Origin of the sequence: Corynebacterium halotolerans, assembly GCF_050107895.1 — a bacterium.
Taxonomy (GTDB): Bacteria; Actinomycetota; Actinomycetes; order Mycobacteriales; family Mycobacteriaceae; genus Corynebacterium; species Corynebacterium halotolerans_B.
Map to the genome: position 1 here is coordinate 41,495 of NZ_JBNILW010000011.1, position 20,781 is coordinate 62,275.

Here is a 20,781-nt window from a genome sequence, read left to right on the forward strand (position 1 = left end):
CGGGTGACGGCTACCGCTGGCGTCGGTCCCCGGTCTGCTGCGCCTTGATCGTCGCCGGGTGCGGCGAGTACACCGAGGCCGGGTCCACACCGGCGCCGCGCAGGGCCATCCGGGCGTCGCGGCGGGAGCGGCAGTGCTCGGCGAGCACCTCATAGGAGGCGTCGCCCATCAGCGCCCGCAGCTCCGTCTCCTGGGTGATCCACACCGGCTCGGTGGCGGTGTGGCAGCCGGAGTCTCCGGTGCAGTACCAGTCGAAGTCCTCGCCGCCACCGCCCCAGCCACGGCGGTCGTACTCGCCGATGGTCGTGCGCAGGATCTCCACCTCGTCGGCGCGGTCCTCGTAGGCCTCGAGGCGCCGGAACGGCACCTGCCAGCAGACCTCGGGCTTGACGACGGTCAGGTCCTTGTTCTCGGCGGCACCCCACTGATGCAGCGCGCAACCGGAGCCGGTGGCCCACCCCGCACGGTTGGCGAAGATGCAGGCACCGCCGACCGTCAGGGTCTTCAGCGCCGGCTCAGGGTTGCCGTCATCATCGTCGAGCTCATCCCACTCGAGCCAGGGTTCCAGGTCGGTGGGGTCCGCCTCCGTGATGTAGCGGTCCACCCCCGGCGGGCGGTTCTGCCAGTATTTCGCGGGCATCTCCGCAACGGCGTCATAAAGTTGATCGCGGTCCTCTTCGTCGGCGAGGAAGGCACCGTGGACGCAGCATCCCACGTCCGGCTGGGCCGCGTCGATGCCGTGGCAGGCGGAGGTTCCGAAGGTGCAGTTCCAGTGGGATTCCAACCACGTCAGGTCGATGCTGAACTGGTGGTGGGCATCTTCCGGGTTGGTGAATTCAAACCATTCGCGGGGAAAATCCGGGGGCACCTCAACCCCGGCACTGATGGATTTGCCGGCGGGAGAGGACGCCGGAAATCCCAGAACTACCTTGTTTGATCGTGGGCGATTCACACTTTGCCACCGTAGACCGTCTAACCTGATGGGTGTGCGACTAGGTGTATTGGACGTGGGCAGCAACACGGTTCATCTCGTGGCGGTGGATGCCCGTACCGGCGGCCACCCGACCCCGATGAGTGACTGGAAAACCACCCTCCGGCTGGTGGAGCTGCTTGACGATGCCGGAAACATCGACGACAAGGGGGTCAGGAAGCTCACCAGTGCGGTGGGGGAAGCCGCTGAGCTCGCCGGGAAACTCGGCTGCTCGGAGATGATGCCCTTCGCCACGTCCGCGGTCCGTTCCGCCACCAACTCGCAGGCAGTGCTCGATTACGTGGCGGGCCAGACCGGCGTGCAGCTGGAGGTGCTGAGCGGGGAAGAAGAGGCCAGACTGACCTTCCTGGCGGTACGCCGCTGGTACGGCTGGTCGGCCGGGCGGATCACCAACCTGGACATCGGTGGCGGCTCCCTGGAAATTTCCACCGGTTCCGATGAGGAGCCGGACCTGGCGTTCTCCCTCGACCTCGGTGCCGGCCGGTTGACCCACGAGTGGTTCGACACCGACCCTCCGGAGCGCAAGAAGGTCAATCTGCTGCGCGACTACATCGATGCCGAGCTGGTATCCGCCGCCCGTCAGATCCGTAACCTGGGGGAGGCCCGCCTGGCGGTGGGCACCTCCAAGACCTTCCGGACGCTGGCACGCCTGACCGGTTCCGCCCCCTCATCCGCCGGACCGCACGTCAAACGTACGCTCACTGCCCCCGGTCTGCGGCAGCTGATAGCGTTTATCTCCAGAATGACCGCGGCCGACCGTGCGGAGCTGGAAGGCATCAGTTCCGACCGTTCCCACCAGATCGTCGCCGGTGCCCTGGTCGCGGAGGCCACCATGCGCACCCTCGGACTGGAAAAACTCGAGATCTGCCCGTGGGCACTGCGCGAGGGTGTCATCCTGCGGCGCATCGACAAGGGTTTGGACTAGGAAGGACGCAGACATGAGCGACGAGAAGCAACTCACTGTAGCCGAGCTGCTCGCCCGTGCCAGCAAGGACTCCGGCGACGAGGAAGAGAAGCGGCCGCGTCGCCGTCGCCGCAGCCTGGAGGATGGCGGCATTTCCGTTGCTGAGCTCACCGGTTCCATCCCCAAGGTCAAGGCGAAACCCGCGGAAGCCCGGCACTCCAGTGTGCCGCTGGACGAGGGGGCAGACGCGGCGGAAGACACCGCTGAGGGCGCACCGACGAAGGGCGCAGCCGCACCGGAGACAGAAGGTGCAGCTGAGGACGCTCCGGGCACGAGCGCACCGGCCGAGGAGGCTCAGGACACCGCCGTCGCGAAGCAGCCGACGAGTGCGGGAGACCGGGACTCTGGGGTGACCGGCAGCGCTGACGGGGCAGGAAAGACCCGAAAGCCCGGGAAACCGCAGACAGGCCGGGCGGAAACGGAAACGAAGAAGCCTGACACCAAACAGTCGGCAGCCAAGCAGCCGACGTCCGGCAAGTCAGGCACCGGCACTGCGGCGGCGGCTCCCGGTGGAGCATCCAAGGAACAGCAGTCTGCACCTGCGCAGCCGACGGCTCCACAGAAACCGGAGAAGTCGGAGAAGCCCGAGGCCGATGCCGCCGGAAAGCAGAAGGTCGCGGAAGCAAAGACGTCAAAGGCCGGTGCCGCTGGAGAACCGAAGACCACAGAGGCTGAGAAGCCGGAGACCGCCGCCGCAGATTCGGCCCAGCCGGGTCCGAGCAAGGAAGACACCGCGGTCATCGGCGCCATTGCGGTCGACGAGCCGGTGCGTCGGCCGGCCGTGGACTCGACTCCCGACGGCATGGCCGGGAACATGGCGGCTGCCGCGGCGGTCCCGGCAGGGGTGGCCACTGGCCCGCACCTGCTCCGTCAGACGGATTCTGCCCTCGACGCCGAAACCACCGGTGAGTTGGCTCAGGTCCCCGGGGAGGTGCCGGCAGAGGCGGGCGCAACGGCGGTGGATGCTGACGTCGAGGCGGAAGAGGACGAGGGCATCTCCATCGGCGCGATGCTCGGGTTGGCCGTGGTCGGCATCATCCTGGGGGTCGTGGTCTTCCTGGTCTTCGATCAGCTCTGGCTCCGGCTGCCGAATATCGTGGTCGGAATAGCCGCCCTCGTGGTCACCGCGCTGATGGTCGTGGGCACCAAGTTCCTGCGCACCGTCAACGATGGCCTGAGCATGACCCTGGCAGGGGCGGTGGGGCTGTTGATGACCTTCGGCCCCGCGTTGATCCTCGCCTTTTAGCGCACCCGTGTCTCCCCGCCGCAGGGGATTCATGGCACTGTGGAAGCCATGACTTCTATTGCAGTAATTGGTGGCGGAAAGATCGGCGAGGCCCTCATCTCCGGGTTGGTGGCCAGCGGCGTGAATGCCGGGGACATCAGGGTGACCAACCGCCGGGAGGAACGTGGTAATGAGCTGCGCGAGAAGTACGGCGTGGTCACGCTCAGCGACAACTCCCAGGCCGTGGATGGTGCGGATGTGGTCTTCCTCTGTGTGAAGCCCAAGGGCATCCTTGCGGTGCTCGGGGAGATTTCCGACTCCCTGGCGGAGAACGACGGTGACACCACCGTGGTGTCCATGGCCGCCGGAATCTCCCTGGGGGCGATGGAGGAGGCCGTTTCCGCCGGCACCCCGGTCATCCGCGTCATGCCGAATACCCCGATGCTGGTGCGCCAGGGCATGTGCGCCATCGCCGGCGGGCGTTTCACCACCGACGAACAGGTGGAGACCACCCGCCAGCTGCTCACCGCGGTGGGCGACGTCCGTGTGGTCGCCGAGTCCGACATGGACGCCGTGACCGCCATGTCGGGCTCCTCGCCCGCCTACATCTACCTCGTCGCCGAGTCGCTCATCGACGCGGGCGTCAATCTCGGGCTCACCCGTGACGCCGCGCAGGAGCTGGCGATCTCGGCCATCCACGGTGCCGGTGCGATGTTGAAGGAGTCCGGCGATGACCCGACGGCCCTGCGGGTGAACGTCTCATCTCCGGCGGGCACCACCGTGGCGGCGCTCCGGGAGCTCGAGGAGTCCGGGATCCGTGGCGCCTTCTTCCGGGCCGCCGAGGCCTGTGCGGCGCGCTCCGCAGAGCTGGGCGCCCCAGCAGACAGCAAGTAGTCCGGATACTTCCGGTTCGACCGTTCGGGCACGGCCCGGTCCCCGCCGGACCACCGACACGGGTTATGCCTCCTGTCCCAGTAACGGACCCGGAAACCTCCACCCGAGTGGGGGCGGATGGGGCTGCTCCTGCCTGGGAAGAGGCGATCACTTTAATGACAAACACATAAATTCGGACACTTAGGTCGCACGTGTCACAGGTTTCACGCTAAGCTTGTTCAAGCACGTGCGTGTCCGATCCTGCGGGAGGGGAAGTCCGCAGCGCCACATGCTGGAGGGTGAGGTATTTATGGCTAATGAAGACAAGGGAACCTTTCTGACGGTCGCGGAGGTCGCGGATATCATGCGGGTTTCCAAGATGACGGTGTACCGACTGGTGCACGCCGGCGATCTGCCGGCGGTACGGGTAGGCCGGTCTTTCCGCGTCCATGAGAAGGCTGTGAATGATTACCTCGACTCGTCCTACTACGAGGCCGGATAGTCGCTGACAGTTCCCCGCAGAACCTGTGGTAACCATGTCGCCCCACGTGTGGGGCGGCCGTCGTTACCACAGGTTCCGCTGTTTTCCGGCCCGGTCTCCCGGGCCCGGGCGGGGAACGTGGCGGGTGTCCGGTACGAGGGCGGCGGGGCTTCTTCCGCTGCGGCGGGATGAGGCCCGCTGAGGGGGTTGTTTGGTGCGGCTTTGGTGGAAAGCTATGATGAAACGCATTCGTGTCGATGCACACCCAGCGTGGCAGTGTCCGGATCCACGTCGCTGACGGGGAGTCGGGCGCGGCAGTGGCGGAAGTGCACTCCGCCACCGGCTCCTGCAGCCGGCTGCTGGGCGATCGACAGGTTTGTACGTACAGATCAATGATGAAACGAGGAAACCTCCATGGGTTCTGTGATCAAGAAGCGCCGCAAGCGTATGTCGAAGAAGAAGCACCGCAAGATGCTGCGTCGCACCCGCGTGCAGCGTCGTAAGCTCGGCAAGTAGGCCGGGTTCCACCGGGGCGCTGCCCCGGTGGACCGCGTTGGGGCTTCGGCTCCGTGGACACCGCATGCCATCGGCCCGGGATTTTCCTGGGTCGGGGACATGCGGTGTTCCGCATTGTCGGGGAGGGGAGACCGCGGGGCGCTGCGGTGGTGTGGTGGTGACGGTGCCGGGACACATACTTCGGCCGACCCGGCAAAGCGGTGTCCGGCTCCGGGGTCAGCGCTTGCGGAACAACCGCCAGCTGGAATAGCTGAAGGCCGCTGTCAGCAGGGTCGGCAGCCCCCATTTCCGGACCGCCTTGCGGATGCTGCGGTAGTCCCGGATCTCCCAGCCTTTCTGCTCGGCGAGCTTGCGTAGCTTCTTGTCCGGGTTGATCGCGATGCCGGTGCCCACCATCGACAGCATCGGTACGTCGTTGATGGAGTCCGAGTACGCGGTGCACTGCGCCAGATCGAGTTTTTCCACGGCGGCCAGGGCGGCCACGGCGTGCATCTTGCCGGGACCGTGAAGAATGTCGCCGACGAGTCGGCCGGTGAACTTCCCGTCAGCGACCTCGGCGACGGTGCCCAGCGCGCCGGTGAAACCGAACCGCTTGGCCAGAATCTGCGCCAGCTGAACCGGGGTGGCGGACACCAGCCAGACCTGCTGCCCGGCGTTGAGGTGCATGTCCGCCAGGTCCCGGGTGCCTGGCCAGGCCTTGTCCTGCATGTGGGAATCCACGATGTCCTCGCAGAGGGCCACCAGCTCATCCACCCGGCGTCCCCTGATGAACTCCAGGGCCTGCTGCCGGCCCTTGGCCACGTCCTCGACATTCTCGGAGCCGGTGAACCGGAACTTCAGCTGTTTCCAGGCGATCGGAAGTACCTCGGAGAGCCGGAAGTACCGGCGGCGGGCCAGTCCCAGAGCGAAGACGATCAGGGAGGAACCCTGGATCAGGGTGTTGTCCACGTCGAAGAAGGCGGCCACCCCGGCGTCTTCGGGAATGTCGGGATCGCGCGGACTGATGCGGAAACCACCGGCGGCCTCGATCGAGCCGGAGACGGACTCCATCCCCGAGGAGAAGGCGTCGATGTCGATGCCGAAGGTCTCCGACACCGCGGCCGCCGCTGCGGCTTCGCCGGCCTCCCGCTGAAATTCGTCCCCGAGCGGCGGCAGGGCCGTGTCCTCCAGAAAACGGCGGAGGTTTCCCCGGGTGGCGCTCCAGCTGGCCAGGAAGTCGTCCGGGGAGTCCGGCAGAGAGTTCGGTTCCTTTGCGGCGCTCACAGGGTAGTCGGGCCTTTCCGGTGGACAGCGTGGGGGAGACCGTGACCGGCAGGGTCCGGTGGCCTCGGTATCGTGTCCATCGTAAGTCTCCCGCCTGTCACGTGCTGACATCTGTGCCGACGGGGTGGAACGGAAAGGTGGTGGCGCCGTGTCACACACGGTGGAACTGATGGTGCGGACCGAATGTGGTTCCTGCCGACGGGTCGCGGCCCAGATCGCGCCGGTGGTCGAACAAGCCGGGGCGAACCTGGTGATCCGGAACGTCGACCATGACACTGAACTGAACGTGGAGTTCGGGGACCGTGTGCCGGTCGTGGTCATCGACGACGAGGAATTCTCCTGCTGGGAGGTCGACAATGAAGAATTGGCTGAGGCTTTATCCTGACTTAGCGCAGGCTTTGTTGTCGTAACACCGCGCAGGGGATTACCGTTGGTTTCATCCAGCCCCACCTGTCGGGGGTATTCTTTCGGTTGATGCGTCCCAGACTCTCGGGAAGGCAGATTTTGTATCAGTCGCGGTTGAAAGCGGTGAACATAGCGTGAGTGTGCTTGTGGTCGGAATGTCACACCGATCAGCACCGGTCGCTCTTCTGGAGCGGCTCAGCATGGATGAGACGGTGCGCGGCGGCACCAGCTCCCGGCTCGTGGAACGGAATTCATTGTCGGAGGCGATGATCATCTCCACCTGTAACCGGATGGAGGTCTATGCGGTGACCAACAGCTTCCACACCGGCGTCCGGGAAGTGGTCGAGGTGCTGCACGAGGCCAGTGGCGTCGACATCGAGACCCTCCGCGGGTACCTCTACGTCCGCTACGCCGACGCTGCCGCAGAACACATGATGGTCGTGGCCTCGGGTCTGGACTCCATGGTGGTCGGCGAGCAGCAGATCATCGGTCAGGTCCGCACGGCCTACCAGGAGGCGCACGGGCAGGGCACCGTCGGCCCCGCGCTGCACCAGCTGGCCCAGGCGGCCCTGCACACCGGTAAACGGGTCCACTCCGAGACGGACATTGATGACGCCGGCGCGTCCATGGTCTCCTTCGCGCTGGACGAGGCGGTGCACAACCTCAGTCCGGAAGACCCGGAAACGCCACTCAAGGGACGGACCGCCCTCGTGCTCGGCGCGGGGGCCATGGCCTCCCTGGCGGCCACCCACCTGGGCCGGCTGGGCGTCGACAAGCTCGTGATCGCCAACCGCACCCGCTCCCGGGCTGAACGTCTGGCGGAACATGCCAGGGAGGCCGGGGTGGCTGCCGAGACCGTCGACTTCGACGCCCGCGCCACCGCCCTGAGAGAGGTGGACATCGCCGTCTCCGCGACCGGTGCCGGTACCTTCACCATCAGCGCCGCCGACGTCCCCGCCGACCGGCACACCGACCTGACGCTGATCGACCTGTCGATGCCGCGCGACATCAACGATGACACCGCTGACCTGCCGGGCGTGCACCTGGTCAACATCGAACGCCTCCACCAGAGCCGCGAACAGCGGATCCGGGAATCCGGTGAGGAGGACGGCCAGACCGACGCCCTGACGATCGTCCACGAGGAGCTGTCGGACTACACCTCCGCCCAGCGCGTCCGGGACGTGGCACCAGCAGTATCGGCGCTGCGCAGGCACGCCGCCACGGTCGTGGCGGCGGAACTGGAGCGGCTGGAAAGCCGTACCCGATCCATGGATGAAGGGGACTTCGAGGAGGTCTCCCGCACCGTGCGGCGGGTCGTCGACAAGCTGCTGCACCAGCCGACTGTGCAGGTCAAGAAGCTGGCGGCGGAATCGGGGGTGGTCTCGTATGAGTCCGCCCTCCAGGAACTCTTCGGCCTGAAGCAGGCCGAGCCGGAACGCTCCGCGGCCGTGGACCTCACGGAGCTACCGGAAGGCGACATCGTCGCGATAGGCTCGCAGGACAACATCACTGACCATCAGGAGAAGGCATGACGTTCAAGATCGGTACCCGGGGCAGCAAGCTGGCCACCACGCAGGCCGGACACATGCGTGACGCACTGATTGAGGCCGGTTTCGGGGCTGAGCTGGAGATCGTCACCACTGCCGGTGACGTGAACATGGCCCCCGTCGAACGCATCGGGGTGGGCGTGTTCACCCAGGCGCTCCGCGAGGCTCTGGTCGAGGGGGTCTGCGATATCGCGGTGCACTCCTTCAAGGACCTGCCGACCGCCCCCGACGAGCGCTTCCGCCTGATCGTGCCCGTGCGCGCGGACTCCCGCGAGGCACTCATCGCCCGTGACGGCCTGACCCTGGAGACCCTGCCGGAGGGGGCGACGGTGGGCACCTCCGCCCCGCGCCGGATCTCCCAGCTCAAGGCCAAGCGGCCCGACCTGGACATCCGTCCGCTACGTGGCAACATCGACACCCGCATGGGCAAGGTCACCGACGGGGAACTCGACGCGGTGGTCCTGGCCTACGCCGGCCTGAGCCGGGTGGGGCAGGGGGACCGCGCCACCCAGGTCTTCGATCCCACCGAGATCATCCCGGCGCCCGCGCAGGGGGCCCTGGCCATCGAGTGCCGGGCGGACGACACCGCGGCCATCGCGGCCATCGAGTCCCTTATCGACCCGACCACCTCCCTGGCCGTCCAGGCCGAGCGCATCGTTCTGCGCACCCTGGAGGCCGGTTGCACCGCGCCGGTGGCCGCCACCTCCCGGATCAACGGAGACGAGATCACCGTGACCGGCGGCGTGTTCGCCCTCGACGGCTCCCGTCAGCTGCTGTCCACCCGCACCGGGCCGACCAACGACGTCCTCGCACTGGGCAAGCAGGTGGCGGAGGAGCTGCTCGCGTCGGGAGCTGCTGATCTGATCGCCGCCGAGTAGGATATATACATGGCCGTTCTGAAGATCACCGACCACCGCGTCACCGTCGAACTCGACTGGTGGGAGAAGCTGGTGGCCAGGCGCTCGCACCTGACCGTGCCGCGGCGCGCGATCGAATCGGTCGAGGTGGTCGAGGACGCCTCCGACGCCGCCGGCGAGGGACGCCGCGTCTCCGCCACCCGAGTGCGCGGTCTCACCTACACCGGTACCGTCTCCGCGGAGGACGGCTCCCGTTCCTCCAGTTTCCTCGTCTGCCACGGCCGTGGTCCCGGCATCGTCCTGCAGCTGCGCAACGTCACGTTGGACCGCATCGTCATCTCCACCCCGGCAGCCCATTCCTACGCCGCCCAGCTGGGTGGAGTGGCAGCCTGAGAACCGTTTTCCGAGGGGCCGGGAACCGCCCGGTTCCGGCCTGGCGAGGGCCGGTCGACCGGCGGCGTTTTTCTTAATCGCGCTTCCTCAATTACTGTGTAAATACCACATAGTTAACGCCCCCTTGGCGGCGGGTCCACTCCAGCCGGTTTCGGCAGGTGATCACCCCGCGAACCTGAGATGGGCGTTACTTCGTGCGCTGAACTTGACCACGATCGACTTCGGCACGCGCCTCCTTCGACTTTTGGGTGGCAGCCGCCTGACCCTAGAAAAGAATCACATGAGCATGGCCCCGCAGGCTTCCACGGCCCAGACCTCCCAGACGGGAAAGATTGTCTTTGTCGGCGCCGGGCCGGGAAACCCAGAGTTGTTGACCGTCCGCGCCCGTGAAGTTCTCTCGAACACCGCGAAAGTTCTCACCGACCCGGATGTGCATGACGGGGTGCGGGAGATCGTCGCGACGTCGTTACCAGTACCGGAAGAGGTTCTGAAGGCCGCTGAAGAGGCTTATGAGGCACTGTGCGCCGAGGTCAAGGCCAATGGTGCCCGCCGTAAGCCGCCCCGTCCCGCCCCGCCGACCGCCGCCGAGATCACTGAGGTGACGGACACGGATCCCGCAGCGATCGTCGACCGGCTCCAGACGCTGGTGGCTGAGGGGGAGGACGTCATCCGTCTGGTCACCGGCAACCCGCTGAGCAAGGATTCCTCCCTCGCCGAGATCTCGGCCGTGGCCGCCGCCGGCCTGGAGTTCCAGGTGGTGCCGGGCATGTCCCTGCCCGCCACCGTGCCGTCCTTCGCCGGCATCGCCCTGGGTTCCACCTACACCGAGACCGACGTCACCGGCGCCGACGTGGACTGGGCCAGCCTGGCCACGGCACCGCAGCCCCTGGTGCTGCAGGCCATGGTCGATGATCTGCCGCGCATCGCCGACGGCCTGCTGGGTCAGGGTATGCCGGCCGACACCCCGGCTTCGGTGACGGTGCACGGGACGACCCGCCTGCAGCGCACCCACGACACCAGCCTGGGGATGCTCGGCAAACTCGACGCCGAGCTGGAGGGCCGGCTCGTCGTCACGCTGGGGAAGGGGGTCGATGACCGCTCGAAGTACTCCTGGTGGGAGAACCGTCCCCTCTACGGGTGGCGGGTGCTCGTCCCGCGCTCGAAGCCGCAGGCGGCCGCGATGAGCGCCCGGCTGGCCAGCCACGGTGCCATCCCGCAGGAGGTCCCCACCATCTCTCTGGAACCCCCGCGTAATCCCGCCCAGATGGAGCGTGCCATCAAGGGCATCGTCGAGGGCCGTTTCCAGTGGGTCGTGTTTACCTCGGTCAACGCGGTCGACGCCGTCTGGGAACGCCTCATCGAGATCGGCCTGGACGCCCGTGCCTTCGCCGGTGTGCACCTGGCGGCCGTGGGGCAGAAGACCGCGGACGCCATCACCGCCCTGGGGTTGACCCCGGAACTGCAGCCGGAGCGCACCAAGCAGAACGCCGCCGGCCTGGTCGAGGTGTTCCCCGAGTACGTCGAGGGCCTGGACCCGGTCGGCCGGGTGCTGCTGCCGCGCGCGGACATCGCCACCGATGTGCTGGTTGACGGACTGCATGAGCTGGGCTGGGAGGTCGACGATGTTGTGGCCTACCGCACGGTGCGGGCCGCCCCGCCGAGCGCCGACATCCGCGACATGATCAAGTCCGGTGGCTTCGACGCGGTGTGCTTCACGTCCTCCTCGACGGTCAAGAACCTGGTCGGCATCGCCGGCAAGCCGCACCAGCGCACCATCATCGCGTGCATCGGGCCGATGACCGCGGCCACGGCTGAGGAACTCGGTCTGCGGGTGGACGTCATGCCCGAGGTCGCGGAGGTTCCGGACCTGGTGGATGCTCTGGCCGAACACGTGGCCGGCCTGCGTGCCAGCGGCCAGCTGCCCCCGCCGCGCAAGAAGCGCCGCACCCGCAAGAAGAACACCGGGTAGGGCGCACCGCAGCTGGGCCGTCCCGCCCGGCGCCAGGTGCGTGGGGTTCCCCCGGGACCGCAGCCCCCGTGATCAGCCACTGATCACGGGGGCTGCCAGCGTGCGGACGGATCCAGGCCTGCTCCCGGGCAGATGATCACGGGAAATACGGCCGTGAGGAAGGATCCGGTGCTCCGTCCCCAGGCACCACCGGCCGGGCCGGGACACCGGCCGGGGTCGCCCGCCCGCCCGACGAAACCGTCGTGGGTTGCGCCCTGGCCTAAGATGAAGACACATCAGGCCCGGGCACCGCACCAGAGGGTGGCCACGGGCGACAGTGCACCACCAGGAAGGACGATTCTCCGCCGTGTCCCATCCGAATTTCCCCGATTCCCAGCTGCCCATCCCCGCCCCGGACCGCCGGCCGCGGCGCCTGCGCCAGAACGCGGCCATCCGTGAGCTGGTCTCGGAGACCTCACTGCGTCCCGCCGACCTGATCCTGCCCATGTTCATCGGCGCGGGTCTGACGGAACCCCGCGAGATCACCTCCATGCCCGGGGTCCACCAGCACACCACCGACTCCCTGCTGCGCGCGGCCCACGAGGCGCTGGACGCCGGGGTCCGCTGCATCGACGTCTTCGGGGTGCCCCGTGACGAGGACAAGGACGCCACCGGTTCCGAGTCCTGGAATCCCGACGGGGTGCTCAACAGTGCCCTGGCGGCCCTGCGCCGGGAGTTCGGCGATGACCTGCTCATCATGGCCGACACCTGCCTCGACGAGTTCACCGACCACGGCCACTGTGGCGTGGTGGGTACGGACCGCTACGGCAACGCCGTGGTGGACAATGACGCCACGCTGCCGCTGTACCAGCAGATGGCGGTCGCCCAGGCGCGGGCGGGCGCCCACCTGGTTAGTCCCTCGGGCATGATGGACGGCCAGATCCTGGCCATCCGCGATGCGCTGGACGCCGAGGGCTTCCAGGACGTGTCGATCATGGCCTACTCCGCGAAGTACGCCTCCGCCTTCTTCGGCCCCTTCCGGGAGGCGGTGGGTTCCTCGCTGCAGGGCGACCGTCGCACCTACCAGCAGGATCCCGCCAATATCCGCGAATCCCTGCTGGAGGCGCAGCTGGACATCGAGGAGGGTGCGGACTTCGTGATGGTCAAGCCAGCGATGCCCTACCTGGACGTGCTCGCCGCCGTCGCCGAGTTCTCCCCGGTACCGGTCGCCGCGTACCAGGTCTCCGGAGAGTACGCGATGCTCCAGGCCGCTGCCAGCAACGGCTGGCTGGACCTGAAGGCAGTGATGATGGAGTCGCTGCTGGGCATCAAACGTGCGGGAGCCGACCAGATCCTGACCTACTTCGCCACCGACGCCGCCAAACTGCTGCGCAACTAGACTCGACGGCACCCCCAGACCATCATCGACCCGGCCGAGGACCTGAAGACACCTTTCGTGAGTACTCCCACCCCACCCCCCGAGAATCCGCCCGCCACCGGCGGCAACCCGACGTCGCCCTCCCACATCACCGCCCCCGCACCGGAATCCGGCACCGCCGGCCCCGGTGGTGCCGGGAGGAAGAACAACTGGTTCAAGGGCCTGCCGGACACCGTCCGGCTGTTCTGCCAGCTCTGGCTGGCCATTCTCCTGTTGGAGATCGTCCACCAGGTGCTCAACGTGGTCATGTCTCTGCTGGATCCCTCGGCCCTGCAGGCCACGGCCCGGGAGAGCCTGAGTCCGGAGCAGCTCGAACAGGTGCCGGGGTCGGTCGTCGACGGCGTGGCCGTCGCCAGCGTGGTGCTGATGGGGCTGTTCGCCCTGGTGATCATGGGTGTGCTGGCGTGGATGATGGTCCTGGTCCGGAACCGGTCGAAGCACGCGGCCACCGCCCGCCGGCTGCTCCTGGTCTTCGGGTTCTACTTCGCGTTCCGGATCCTCATCATCTTCATGATGTCGCCCGGTACGTCCGATGTGCCAGTGGCCTTCTACGCCGTGGACGGCAGCCTGCAGATCATCGTCGGCGTGGCAGCGGTTCTCTCCCTGATCCTCAGCTTCCGGCCGGACACCCTGAAATGGACCAGGGAGGTCGGCGGCGACGGCCCCGGCGACGCGAAGGGGTCCGGTCGTCCGCCGCGGTCCACCCGCCCGGACAACCAGGAGAAGTAGTCCCGTGCCCAGCATGTTCCCGAGCTCCACCCCCCACCCCGATGACATCAACCGGCGGTATCGGCCGAGTCAACGGGATCTGACGGGTGTTCCCCGCTCCATCACCTGGGGACGTGGTCTCCTGGTGGCCACGGCCATTCTCATGGTGTTCAGCGGACTGCTTCTGGTCACTGCCACACCACCCGAGCACCTGGAGGTGGATCCGGAGGCGGTGCGGACGGTGCGCCGCAACCTGGTGTTCGTGGGGGTGGTCGACCTGGTCGCCGGGATCATGGTCGCCCTGCTGTCTCCGCAACTGCGCCGGGGCAGCCGGATTTCCCGGCGTTGGCTGCTCGGCGTGATCGTGCTGGCCGCGCTGGTGAACCTGCTGTCCTTCGTGGTTCTGCGGGAGCCGTTGTCCCTGGCGCTGATCACCGCGCTGCTGATGGTCAGCGGCGTGGTCATGTTCCAACCCTCAGCCACCGCTTATGTCAACCGGATGAACGAATAGGCAGACCCGCGACCGGGAGATCGTCATGACTCTGGAACCTGATGTTCCCGCCACTGAGCGGGATGAGCTGGGAACCGCACTCGAGCAGGCACGCACCGCCGCCCGGGTCGCTGGACTGGATGCCGCCCTGGGCAGTGGCCGGGACGACGAGGCGGATCCCGTTGACCTGCCGAAGGTCTCCTTCGTGTTCGAGCTGTCCGGAATGGACAACGCCCCGCAGGTGGCGGACCTCGAGGCCGCGGTGGCCGCCCTGCCCGGGGTCATGGTCCGCATCGTCTACCAGCCCGGGGTCGCCTGGGTCACCGCGCCGGAGGGCACGGATCCGCGCACCCTGGAGGAGGTCTTCCGCAATTTCGGGATCACCGCCCACCTGTCCGACGCCTCGCTGCGGCGCCGGATGGCAGCCCAGCTCACGGCGTCGGGAAGCCGCGTGGCGGGACCGGGACGCCGGGACCACCGCCGGCGCCGGGCGGAACGCCGGGACCTGGAGCACGCCCGGCAGGCCGGTCGTCTCAGTGCCCCTCCGATGGGACGCGGACCGGCGCAGGAGACCACGGACGTGCTGTTCACCGCCGGTGATCTGCTGACCCGGTCCCGCCTGGTGGTGAGCCTGCTGTTCTCACTGCCGGTCCTGCTGCTGACCTATGTCGAGCCCTGGCAGTTCGATCGCTGGCAGTGGGTGGCGCTGGCGCTGGCGCTGCCCGTGGTGTCCTGGGGAGCGTGGCCTTTCCACCGGGCGCTGATCGGTGGGGTGCGCCGCGGCCTGTCCGCGTTGGACGGCGCCAGTTCCCTGGCGATCCTGCTGGCCGCGTTGTGGTCCGTGGCGATGCTCGTGTTCACCGACGCCGGGCATCTCGGCTGGCACTCCCGCCCCCAGTGGTTCGCCTTCCGGCACGAACCGCTGTCGGAGGGCGAACTCTTCCTCGACGTGGCCTGTGGCATCACCGTGCTGCTGCTGGTCGGCCGGGCGCTGACCCGCCGCGCCCGGACGGGCCTGCTGGAACAGCTGGCCGAGCACCTGCCGGACCCGACCACGGTCTACCAGGTGGTGGAACGGCACCGTGGCAAGGGCAGCAGCCGGCGGGAACCCGAACCATTGCCGCTGTCGGAGGTCAACGTCGGCGACGACATCCTGGTCACCGCCGGCCAGGTGGTGCCCGTGGACGGCACCGTTGTCGGCGGCTCCGCCCTGGTGGGCCCCGGACCGGTGCGCGCCTCCAGTCGGGCGGAGGAGGTCAAGGTCAACTCCCAGGTCCTGGCGTCGACCACCGTCCTGTCCGGGAAGCTGAAGATCCGGGTGGCCCGGACCGGGCACCGCACCCGCGTGGCGTTGGTGCGGCGGTGGGTGGAACGGGCGCTGCGGCGGCAGAACCACTCGGCCTGGCTGTCCACCCGTACCGCCTCCCTGCTGATTCCCGGGGCCTTCATCATTGCGGCGCTGGACTTCGGTTTCTGGTGGTTGATCAGCAGCAACCTCAACGCCGCCTTCGCCACCTCCCTGGCGGTGCTCGCGGGTGTCGCCCCGGTGGCTCTGGCCCTGTCCACCGCGCTGGCGATCCGCCACGGTCTGGAGGCGGTGGCCCGTCACGGGGTGCTGGTGCGTGGCGAGACCACGGTTCGGACCCTGTCACAGGTGGACACGGTGATCTTCAACCGGGTGGGCACGTTGGCGGAACGGAACATGCGGGTCTCCTCGGTGACCGCGGAGCGCGGGGAACACCCGGAACTGGTGCTGCGGGTGGCCGGAGCCCTGGCCCTGGAATCCGAGCACCCGGTCTCCCAGGCACTGGTGCGGGCCGCGCGGGAAGCCCGGGACGCCGGAGCCGGCGGGGACGAGATCCCGCACTGGATCGAGGTCCACCACGCCGACATCACCCCCGACGGCCACTTCACCGGCATGGTCACCATCCCGGTGCCGGATTCCGCCGGCCGGCCGGGAGAACGCCAGGTGGAGGCGGTGCTGTGGCGGCCGCGCACCATGGCCGCCCTCCAGGGCAGACTCGCGACCGCCGCGGTGGCCGGCGGCACCCCCCTGGTCGTGCGGTGGAACGGCCGGGACCGGGGCGTCATCACGCTGCATGACTCGGTGAAGGCGGACGCGGAGGAAGCGATCGATGAGCTGGAGGCCATGGGGGTGACCACCACCATGCTCAGCCGGGACGCCTACCCGGTGGCCCGGCGCTTCGCGGACCGCATCGGCATCACCAATGTGCTCGCCGGTATCGCGCCGGGGCGCAAGCCCCAGACCGTCCGGGCGGTGCACACCCGCGGGGCCACCGTGGCCATGGTCGGTGACGGCTCCGTGGTCGAGTGCCTGCGGGTCGCGGACGTCGGTATCCTCGCCGGCACCTCGGAGACCCTGGAACGCCTGGGGCGGGACGATGACGCCGCCGTGGACGTGGTGCTGGTCCGTGACGATGTCTCCGCCGTTCCCCACCTGGTGCGGTTGAGCCGGCGGATCATCGCCATCGTGGACCACAATATTGTCCTGGCCTGGCTGTACAACGCCCTGGTCATCCTCGCCGCGGTCAGCGGCGTGCTCCACCCGATGGCCGCGACCGTGCTGATGCTGGGGGCCTCCCTGCTGATCGAGGCGCGGTCGAACCTGGCCCGCCGGTTCTGAGCGGGCCGTCCGCACCCGCGGGCGTGGGGTCCGGCCGGGTCGGCATGGAGATGGTTACCCTTGGCGCGGCCAATCAGGCACTATGGAGAACATGACCGCTTCGATTCCGGCCGCTCGCCGGACGCTTCATGACGCCCCCATCCTCGACGCCGCTGCCGGACGCGCGCCGACGCGCACCCCGGTGTGGTTCATGCGGCAGGCAGGCCGTTCCCTGCCGGAGTACCGCGAGGCCCGAAAGGGAATCTCCATGCTGGACTCCTGCTTCATGCCGGAACTGCTCGCCGAGATCACCCTGCAACCGGTGCGCCGCCACGACGTGGACGCCGCCATCCTCTTCTCCGACATCGTGGTCCCGCTGCGGGCCGCCGGGGTCGGCGTGGAGATCGTCCCGGGCAAGGGCCCGGTGATGGACAAACCGATCCGCTCCGAGGCTGATATCGCGAACCTGCCGGTGCTGGACGAGGACGTTCCGGAGGTGTCGGAGGGGATCTCCCGCATCCTGGCCGAACTCACTGATTCCCAGGCACTGATCGGCTTCGCCGGGGCCCCGTTCACCCTGGCCAGCTACCTGGTGGAGGGAGGCCCCAGCAAGAACCACGAGATCACCAAGGCACTGATGCACTCGGAGCCGCAGCTGTGGCACCACCTGATGCAGCGCCTGATGCCGACGATCATCAACTTCCTCAAGGTCCAGATCGAGGCCGGCATCGACGCGATGCAGCTCTTCGACTCCTGGGCCGGTTTCCTCAACGAGCGCGACTACCGCGAGTTCGTGCTGCCCTATTCCACCGAGATCCTGACCGAGGTGGGCCGCTACCAGCTTCCGCGCATCCACTTCGGCGTGGCCACCGGTGAGCTGCTGGGAGCCATGTCCACCGCCGGCTCGGAAGTCATGGGCGTGGACTGGCGCCTGCCGTTGGATCGCGCCGCCGAACGCATCCACGCCGAATCCGGCCCCAAGGTACTGCAGGGCAACCTGGACCCGGCCCTGCTGTTCGCCGGCCGTTCCGTGGTCACCGAGGAGGTCGCCCGCATCAAGGCGGAGGCGCAGGCCGCGATCGACGCCGGCCACGCCACCGGCCACATCTTCAACCTGGGCCACGGCGTCCTGCCGAACACCCCGGCGGAGGCGATCACCGAAACGGTCGCCATCATCCACGAGAACTAACCGATTCACCTGCAAGGAGCATTCCCCATCATGCGCTACGCCATCATCGGCGCCGGGCTGGCCGGTCTGACCGCCGCCCACGAGATCAGCACCCTGGACCCGGCCGCGACGATCGACGTCTTCGAGGCCGGCGAGCGCATCGGCGGCAAATTGTTCACCGTCCCCTTCGACTCCGGCCCGGTGGACCTGGGCGCCGAGGCCTTCCTGGCCCGCCGTGCCGACGCGGTCGAGTTCTTCCGGGGGCTCGGACTCGGCGAAGCCATCGTCCACCCCTCCGGGTTGAGCTCCACCGTCTATTCCGGGGGTCGGCTCAACGCCCTGCCCAAGGGCGGCGTGATGGGTATTCCGGCCAGTTCCGCCCCGGTCCGGGAACTGGTCTCGGCGGACACGGCCGCCCGGATCGACGCGGAGGGGGAGGCTCCGGGCATCGACTGGTCGGTCGGGGACGACACCAACGTCGGCGCACTGGTTCGCCGGCGTTACGGGGATGAGGTGGTGGACCGGGTGGTTTCCGCCCTGCTGGGTGGGGTGTACTCCTGCACCGCCGACGACCTCGGTGTCCGCGCCACCATCCCCAAGCTGGCGGAGGCCTTCGATGAACTGGCGGCGGCGGGGGAGAAGGTCACTCTCTCCGCTGCCGTGTCCCGGGTGCAGGCCGGCGCGGTCAAGCAGGACGGCCCGGTATTCGGGGCGTTTCGCGGCGGTTACGCCGAGCTCTATGAGACGCTCGCGGAGAAGTCCGGGGCAGCGATCTACCTGGACGCCTTCATCTCCGGTGCCACCCATGACAAACAGGGGAAGTTCGTCCTCAAGGGCGGCGGGGACGGCGCCTATGACCGGCTGCTGCTGGCCACCCCCGCCCCGACGACGGCGGTGCTGCTTAAGCAGCTGGCACCGGCGGCGGCGCAGGAACTCAAGCGGATCAAGCTGGCCAGTTCCGTGGTGGTCGGCATGAAGTTCGATTCCGCGACGGGGCTGCCCGACAATTCCGGTGTCCTCGTCGCCGCCGATGAGCCCGGCATGCACGCCAAGGCCTTCACCTTCTCCTCGAAGAAGTGGCCGCACCTGGCGGAGCGCGGCGGCGCCCTGGTGCGGGCCAGCTTCGGCCGTTTCGGCGACGAGACCCTGGTGCGCGCCGATGAGGATGACCTGGTGGACCACGCCCTGGATGACCTGGCAGCGGCAACCGGTTTCGACGGCCGTGCCGCCGGCCTGTCGGAGATCTACACCCAGCGCTGGTTCGGCGGCCTGCCCCGTTATGACGAGACCCACCTGGCCACCGTCGCCGAGGTGCGCGAGGCACTCGCCGACGCCCCGGCGGTCGAGGCCACCGGGGCCTGGGCGGGCGGCGTCGGCGTACCGGCCGTGGTCGCCGACGCCCGCGCGGCAGCCGCCCGACTGGTCGGCTGAGACCAGCTGTTTCGCCCGCTGCACGGGGGGCCGGGGGCGCGCCCACGACACGGTGACCTACACCATACGGTTGACCCCGGTTGCCCCCGTACAATGGTCTCCATGACTGCAGCTGATCTGACCTCCGCGAACACCAGCCGTTCCGCGGAGTGGTTTTCCCGTGCCCGTGAACTGACCCCCGGCGGAGTGAACTCCCCGGTCCGCGCCTTCGGCTCCGTCGGTGGCCAGGCCCGCTTCATCTCCTCCGCCCACGGTTCCACCCTCGTCGACGTCGACGGCAACGAATACGTGGACCTCGTCTGTTCCTGGGGACCGATGATCAGCGGCAATGCCCGCCCCGAGATCGTCGAGGCCGTGCAGCGGGCCGCCAGCCAGGGGTTGTCCTTCGGCACCCCGACCACCGGTGAGGTGGAACTGGCCGAGGAGATCATCGGACGCACCTCCGTGGAGCAGGTCCGGCTGGTCAACTCCGGCACCGAGGCCACCATGTCCGCGGTGCGCCTGGCCCGCGGTTTCACCGGCCGCGCCAAGATCCTGAAGTTCGAGGGCTGCTACCACGGCCACGTGGATTCCCTGCTGGCGTCCGCCGGCTCGGGTGTGGCCACCTTCGCCCTGCCGGACTCACCAGGGGTGACGGGGGCGTCGGCCGCCGACACCATCGTGGTGCCCTACAACGACCTCGACGCTGTCCGCGCCGCCTTCGCCGAACACCCCGGTGAGATCGCCGCCGTGATCGCGGAGGCCGCGGCCGGCAACATGGGCACCGTCGCCCCGCAGGAGGGCTTCAACGCCGCGCTGAAGGAGATCGCCCACGACGACGGCGCCCTGCTGATCCTGGACGAGGTGATGACCGGGTTCCGCACCTCCTACCGCGGCTGGTACGGGGTGGACCGGGTCGCCGGTGACCTGACCACCTTCGGCAAGGTCATCTCCGGTGGTCTACCGGCCGCGGCCTTCGGCGGCCGGGCCGACATCATGGCCCGCCTCGCGCCGGAGGGGCCGGTCTACCAGGCCGGTACCCTGTCCGGTAACCCGGTGGCCGTGGCCGCCGGCCTGGCCTCGCTGCAGCTGGTGGATGAGTACGCCTATGACGTGATCAACGCCAACGCCGACCGTCTCTCCGGCCTGATTTCCGCCGCCCTGGACAAGGAGGGCGTGACCCACCACATGCAGCGGGCCTCCAACATGCTCTCCATCCGTTTTGCAGAGGGGGAGGGGCACAACTTCGCCGACATGAAGGCCGCGGACACCTTCCGGTTCCCGCCGTTCTTCCACGCGCTGCTCGATCACGGTGTGTTCGCCCCGCCGAGCGTGTTCGAGACCTGGTTTGTCTCCAGCGTCCTGAGCGACGATGATTTTGAGAAGATCGAGCAGGCGTTGGCCCCGGCAGCCAAGGCCGCGGCAGCAGCCACCGCCCCCACCATGCAGGCCTAGCCCGCCGCAGCAGGAAACGGAAATCC

At 68.2% G+C, this 20,781-nt stretch carries 19 protein-coding genes; 17 read left to right on the top strand and 2 right to left on the bottom strand.

From position 1 onward, the window contains the following. Nucleotides 1-10: 10 nt before the first annotated feature. Nucleotides 11-952 (bottom strand): hypothetical protein, encoded by a 942-nt coding sequence (locus ACQCVD_RS11295; protein WP_426823868.1) that lies wholly within the window; start codon nucleotides 950-952, stop codon nucleotides 11-13. Between the two features lie 34 nt (nucleotides 953-986). On the opposite strand from ACQCVD_RS11295, the gene ACQCVD_RS11300 reads away from it, so the two are divergent. From ACQCVD_RS11300 to ACQCVD_RS11320, 5 genes are all read left to right on the top strand, one after another. Continuing rightward, nucleotides 987-1,916 (top strand): hypothetical protein, encoded by a 930-nt coding sequence (locus ACQCVD_RS11300; protein ID WP_426823869.1) that lies wholly within the window; start codon nucleotides 987-989, stop codon nucleotides 1,914-1,916. Nucleotides 1,917-1,929: 13 nt separating this feature from the next. Further along, the gene (locus tag ACQCVD_RS11305; RefSeq protein WP_426823870.1) at nucleotides 1,930-3,201 is read left to right on the top strand and encodes a hypothetical protein; all 1,272 of its coding nucleotides are present in this window, start codon (nucleotides 1,930-1,932) and stop codon (nucleotides 3,199-3,201) included. Between the two features lie 48 nt (nucleotides 3,202-3,249). Next, nucleotides 3,250-4,074, top strand: a complete 825-nt coding sequence (gene proC / locus ACQCVD_RS11310; RefSeq protein ID WP_426823871.1) for a pyrroline-5-carboxylate reductase — start codon at nucleotides 3,250-3,252, stop codon at nucleotides 4,072-4,074. A gap of 289 nt (nucleotides 4,075-4,363) precedes the next feature. Beyond that, the gene (locus tag ACQCVD_RS11315; protein ID WP_426823872.1) at nucleotides 4,364-4,555 is read left to right on the top strand and encodes a helix-turn-helix domain-containing protein; all 192 of its coding nucleotides are present in this window, start codon (nucleotides 4,364-4,366) and stop codon (nucleotides 4,553-4,555) included. Nucleotides 4,556-4,948: 393 nt separating this feature from the next. Further along, nucleotides 4,949-5,050 carry a 30S ribosomal protein bS22 gene (locus tag ACQCVD_RS11320; protein ID WP_003855542.1) on the top strand — a complete coding sequence of 34 codons (102 nt, stop codon included), beginning with the start codon at nucleotides 4,949-4,951 and terminating at the stop codon, nucleotides 5,048-5,050. 216 nt (nucleotides 5,051-5,266) lie between these two features. Here ACQCVD_RS11320 and ACQCVD_RS11325 read toward each other — a convergent pair whose 3' ends face one another. Next, nucleotides 5,267-6,313, bottom strand: coding sequence for an HAD family hydrolase (locus ACQCVD_RS11325; protein ID WP_426823873.1), 1,047 nt, complete (start codon nucleotides 6,311-6,313; stop codon nucleotides 5,267-5,269). A 169-nt stretch (nucleotides 6,314-6,482) separates the two neighbouring features. On the opposite strand from ACQCVD_RS11325, the gene ACQCVD_RS11330 reads away from it, so the two are divergent. The 12 genes from ACQCVD_RS11330 (at nucleotide 6,483) to hemL (ending at nucleotide 20,755) form a co-directional block, all read left to right on the top strand. Next, nucleotides 6,483-6,698 carry a glutaredoxin family protein gene (locus ACQCVD_RS11330; protein ID WP_426823927.1) on the top strand — a complete coding sequence of 72 codons (216 nt, stop codon included), beginning with the start codon at nucleotides 6,483-6,485 and terminating at the stop codon, nucleotides 6,696-6,698. 154 nt (nucleotides 6,699-6,852) lie between these two features. Continuing rightward, the gene (locus ACQCVD_RS11335; protein WP_426823874.1) at nucleotides 6,853-8,250 is read left to right on the top strand and encodes a glutamyl-tRNA reductase; all 1,398 of its coding nucleotides are present in this window, start codon (nucleotides 6,853-6,855) and stop codon (nucleotides 8,248-8,250) included. Continuing rightward, nucleotides 8,247-9,143 (top strand): hydroxymethylbilane synthase, encoded by an 897-nt coding sequence (hemC, locus tag ACQCVD_RS11340; protein WP_426823875.1) that lies wholly within the window; start codon nucleotides 8,247-8,249, stop codon nucleotides 9,141-9,143. Before ACQCVD_RS11335 ends, hemC begins: the two co-directional genes overlap by 4 nt. Before the next feature lie 9 nt (nucleotides 9,144-9,152). Next, a complete protein-coding gene (locus ACQCVD_RS11345) occupies nucleotides 9,153-9,515 on the top strand; it encodes a hypothetical protein (protein WP_426823876.1) in 363 nt (120 codons plus the stop codon). Between the two features lie 280 nt (nucleotides 9,516-9,795). Next, nucleotides 9,796-11,484, top strand: coding sequence for a uroporphyrinogen-III synthase (locus tag ACQCVD_RS11350; protein WP_426823877.1), 1,689 nt, complete (start codon nucleotides 9,796-9,798; stop codon nucleotides 11,482-11,484). Between the two features lie 382 nt (nucleotides 11,485-11,866). After that, the gene (hemB, locus tag ACQCVD_RS11355; protein ID WP_426823928.1) at nucleotides 11,867-12,862 is read left to right on the top strand and encodes a porphobilinogen synthase; all 996 of its coding nucleotides are present in this window, start codon (nucleotides 11,867-11,869) and stop codon (nucleotides 12,860-12,862) included. Nucleotides 12,863-12,919: 57 nt separating this feature from the next. Further along, nucleotides 12,920-13,630, top strand: a complete 711-nt coding sequence (locus tag ACQCVD_RS11360; protein ID WP_426823878.1) for a hypothetical protein — start codon at nucleotides 12,920-12,922, stop codon at nucleotides 13,628-13,630. Between the two features lie 4 nt (nucleotides 13,631-13,634). Next, the gene (locus ACQCVD_RS11365) at nucleotides 13,635-14,120 is read left to right on the top strand and encodes a hypothetical protein (RefSeq protein ID WP_426823879.1); all 486 of its coding nucleotides are present in this window, start codon (nucleotides 13,635-13,637) and stop codon (nucleotides 14,118-14,120) included. Nucleotides 14,121-14,145: 25 nt separating this feature from the next. Next, nucleotides 14,146-16,743, top strand: a complete 2,598-nt coding sequence (locus ACQCVD_RS11370) for a heavy metal translocating P-type ATPase (RefSeq protein ID WP_426823880.1) — start codon at nucleotides 14,146-14,148, stop codon at nucleotides 16,741-16,743. A gap of 91 nt (nucleotides 16,744-16,834) precedes the next feature. Continuing rightward, on the top strand, nucleotides 16,835-17,911 hold the full coding sequence (hemE, locus tag ACQCVD_RS11375; protein ID WP_426823881.1) for a uroporphyrinogen decarboxylase: 1,077 nt from the start codon (nucleotides 16,835-16,837) through the stop codon (nucleotides 17,909-17,911). A gap of 30 nt (nucleotides 17,912-17,941) precedes the next feature. Next, nucleotides 17,942-19,321 carry a protoporphyrinogen oxidase gene (locus ACQCVD_RS11380; protein ID WP_426823882.1) on the top strand — a complete coding sequence of 460 codons (1,380 nt, stop codon included), beginning with the start codon at nucleotides 17,942-17,944 and terminating at the stop codon, nucleotides 19,319-19,321. 93 nt (nucleotides 19,322-19,414) lie between these two features. Continuing rightward, on the top strand, nucleotides 19,415-20,755 hold the full coding sequence (hemL, locus tag ACQCVD_RS11385) for a glutamate-1-semialdehyde 2,1-aminomutase (RefSeq protein WP_426823883.1): 1,341 nt from the start codon (nucleotides 19,415-19,417) through the stop codon (nucleotides 20,753-20,755). Nucleotides 20,756-20,781: the final 26 nt, after the last annotated feature.

Coding starts and splice junctions, on each gene's coding strand:
- ACQCVD_RS11305 (WP_426823870.1), top strand. CDS start 1,930: ATGAGCGACGAGAAGCAACTCACTGTAGCCGAGCTGCTCGCCCGTGCC.
- proC (WP_426823871.1), top strand. CDS start 3,250: ATGACTTCTATTGCAGTAATTGGTGGCGGAAAGATCGGCGAGGCCCTC.
- ACQCVD_RS11315 (WP_426823872.1), top strand. CDS start 4,364: ATGGCTAATGAAGACAAGGGAACCTTTCTGACGGTCGCGGAGGTCGCG.
- ACQCVD_RS11320 (WP_003855542.1), top strand. CDS start 4,949: ATGGGTTCTGTGATCAAGAAGCGCCGCAAGCGTATGTCGAAGAAGAAG.
- ACQCVD_RS11330 (WP_426823927.1), top strand. CDS start 6,483: ATGGTGCGGACCGAATGTGGTTCCTGCCGACGGGTCGCGGCCCAGATC.
- hemC (WP_426823875.1), top strand. CDS start 8,247: ATGACGTTCAAGATCGGTACCCGGGGCAGCAAGCTGGCCACCACGCAG.
- ACQCVD_RS11345 (WP_426823876.1), top strand. CDS start 9,153: ATGGCCGTTCTGAAGATCACCGACCACCGCGTCACCGTCGAACTCGAC.
- ACQCVD_RS11350 (WP_426823877.1), top strand. CDS start 9,796: ATGAGCATGGCCCCGCAGGCTTCCACGGCCCAGACCTCCCAGACGGGA.
- ACQCVD_RS11370 (WP_426823880.1), top strand. CDS start 14,146: ATGACTCTGGAACCTGATGTTCCCGCCACTGAGCGGGATGAGCTGGGA.
- hemE (WP_426823881.1), top strand. CDS start 16,835: ATGACCGCTTCGATTCCGGCCGCTCGCCGGACGCTTCATGACGCCCCC.
- ACQCVD_RS11380 (WP_426823882.1), top strand. CDS start 17,942: ATGCGCTACGCCATCATCGGCGCCGGGCTGGCCGGTCTGACCGCCGCC.
- hemL (WP_426823883.1), top strand. CDS start 19,415: ATGGTCTCCATGACTGCAGCTGATCTGACCTCCGCGAACACCAGCCGT.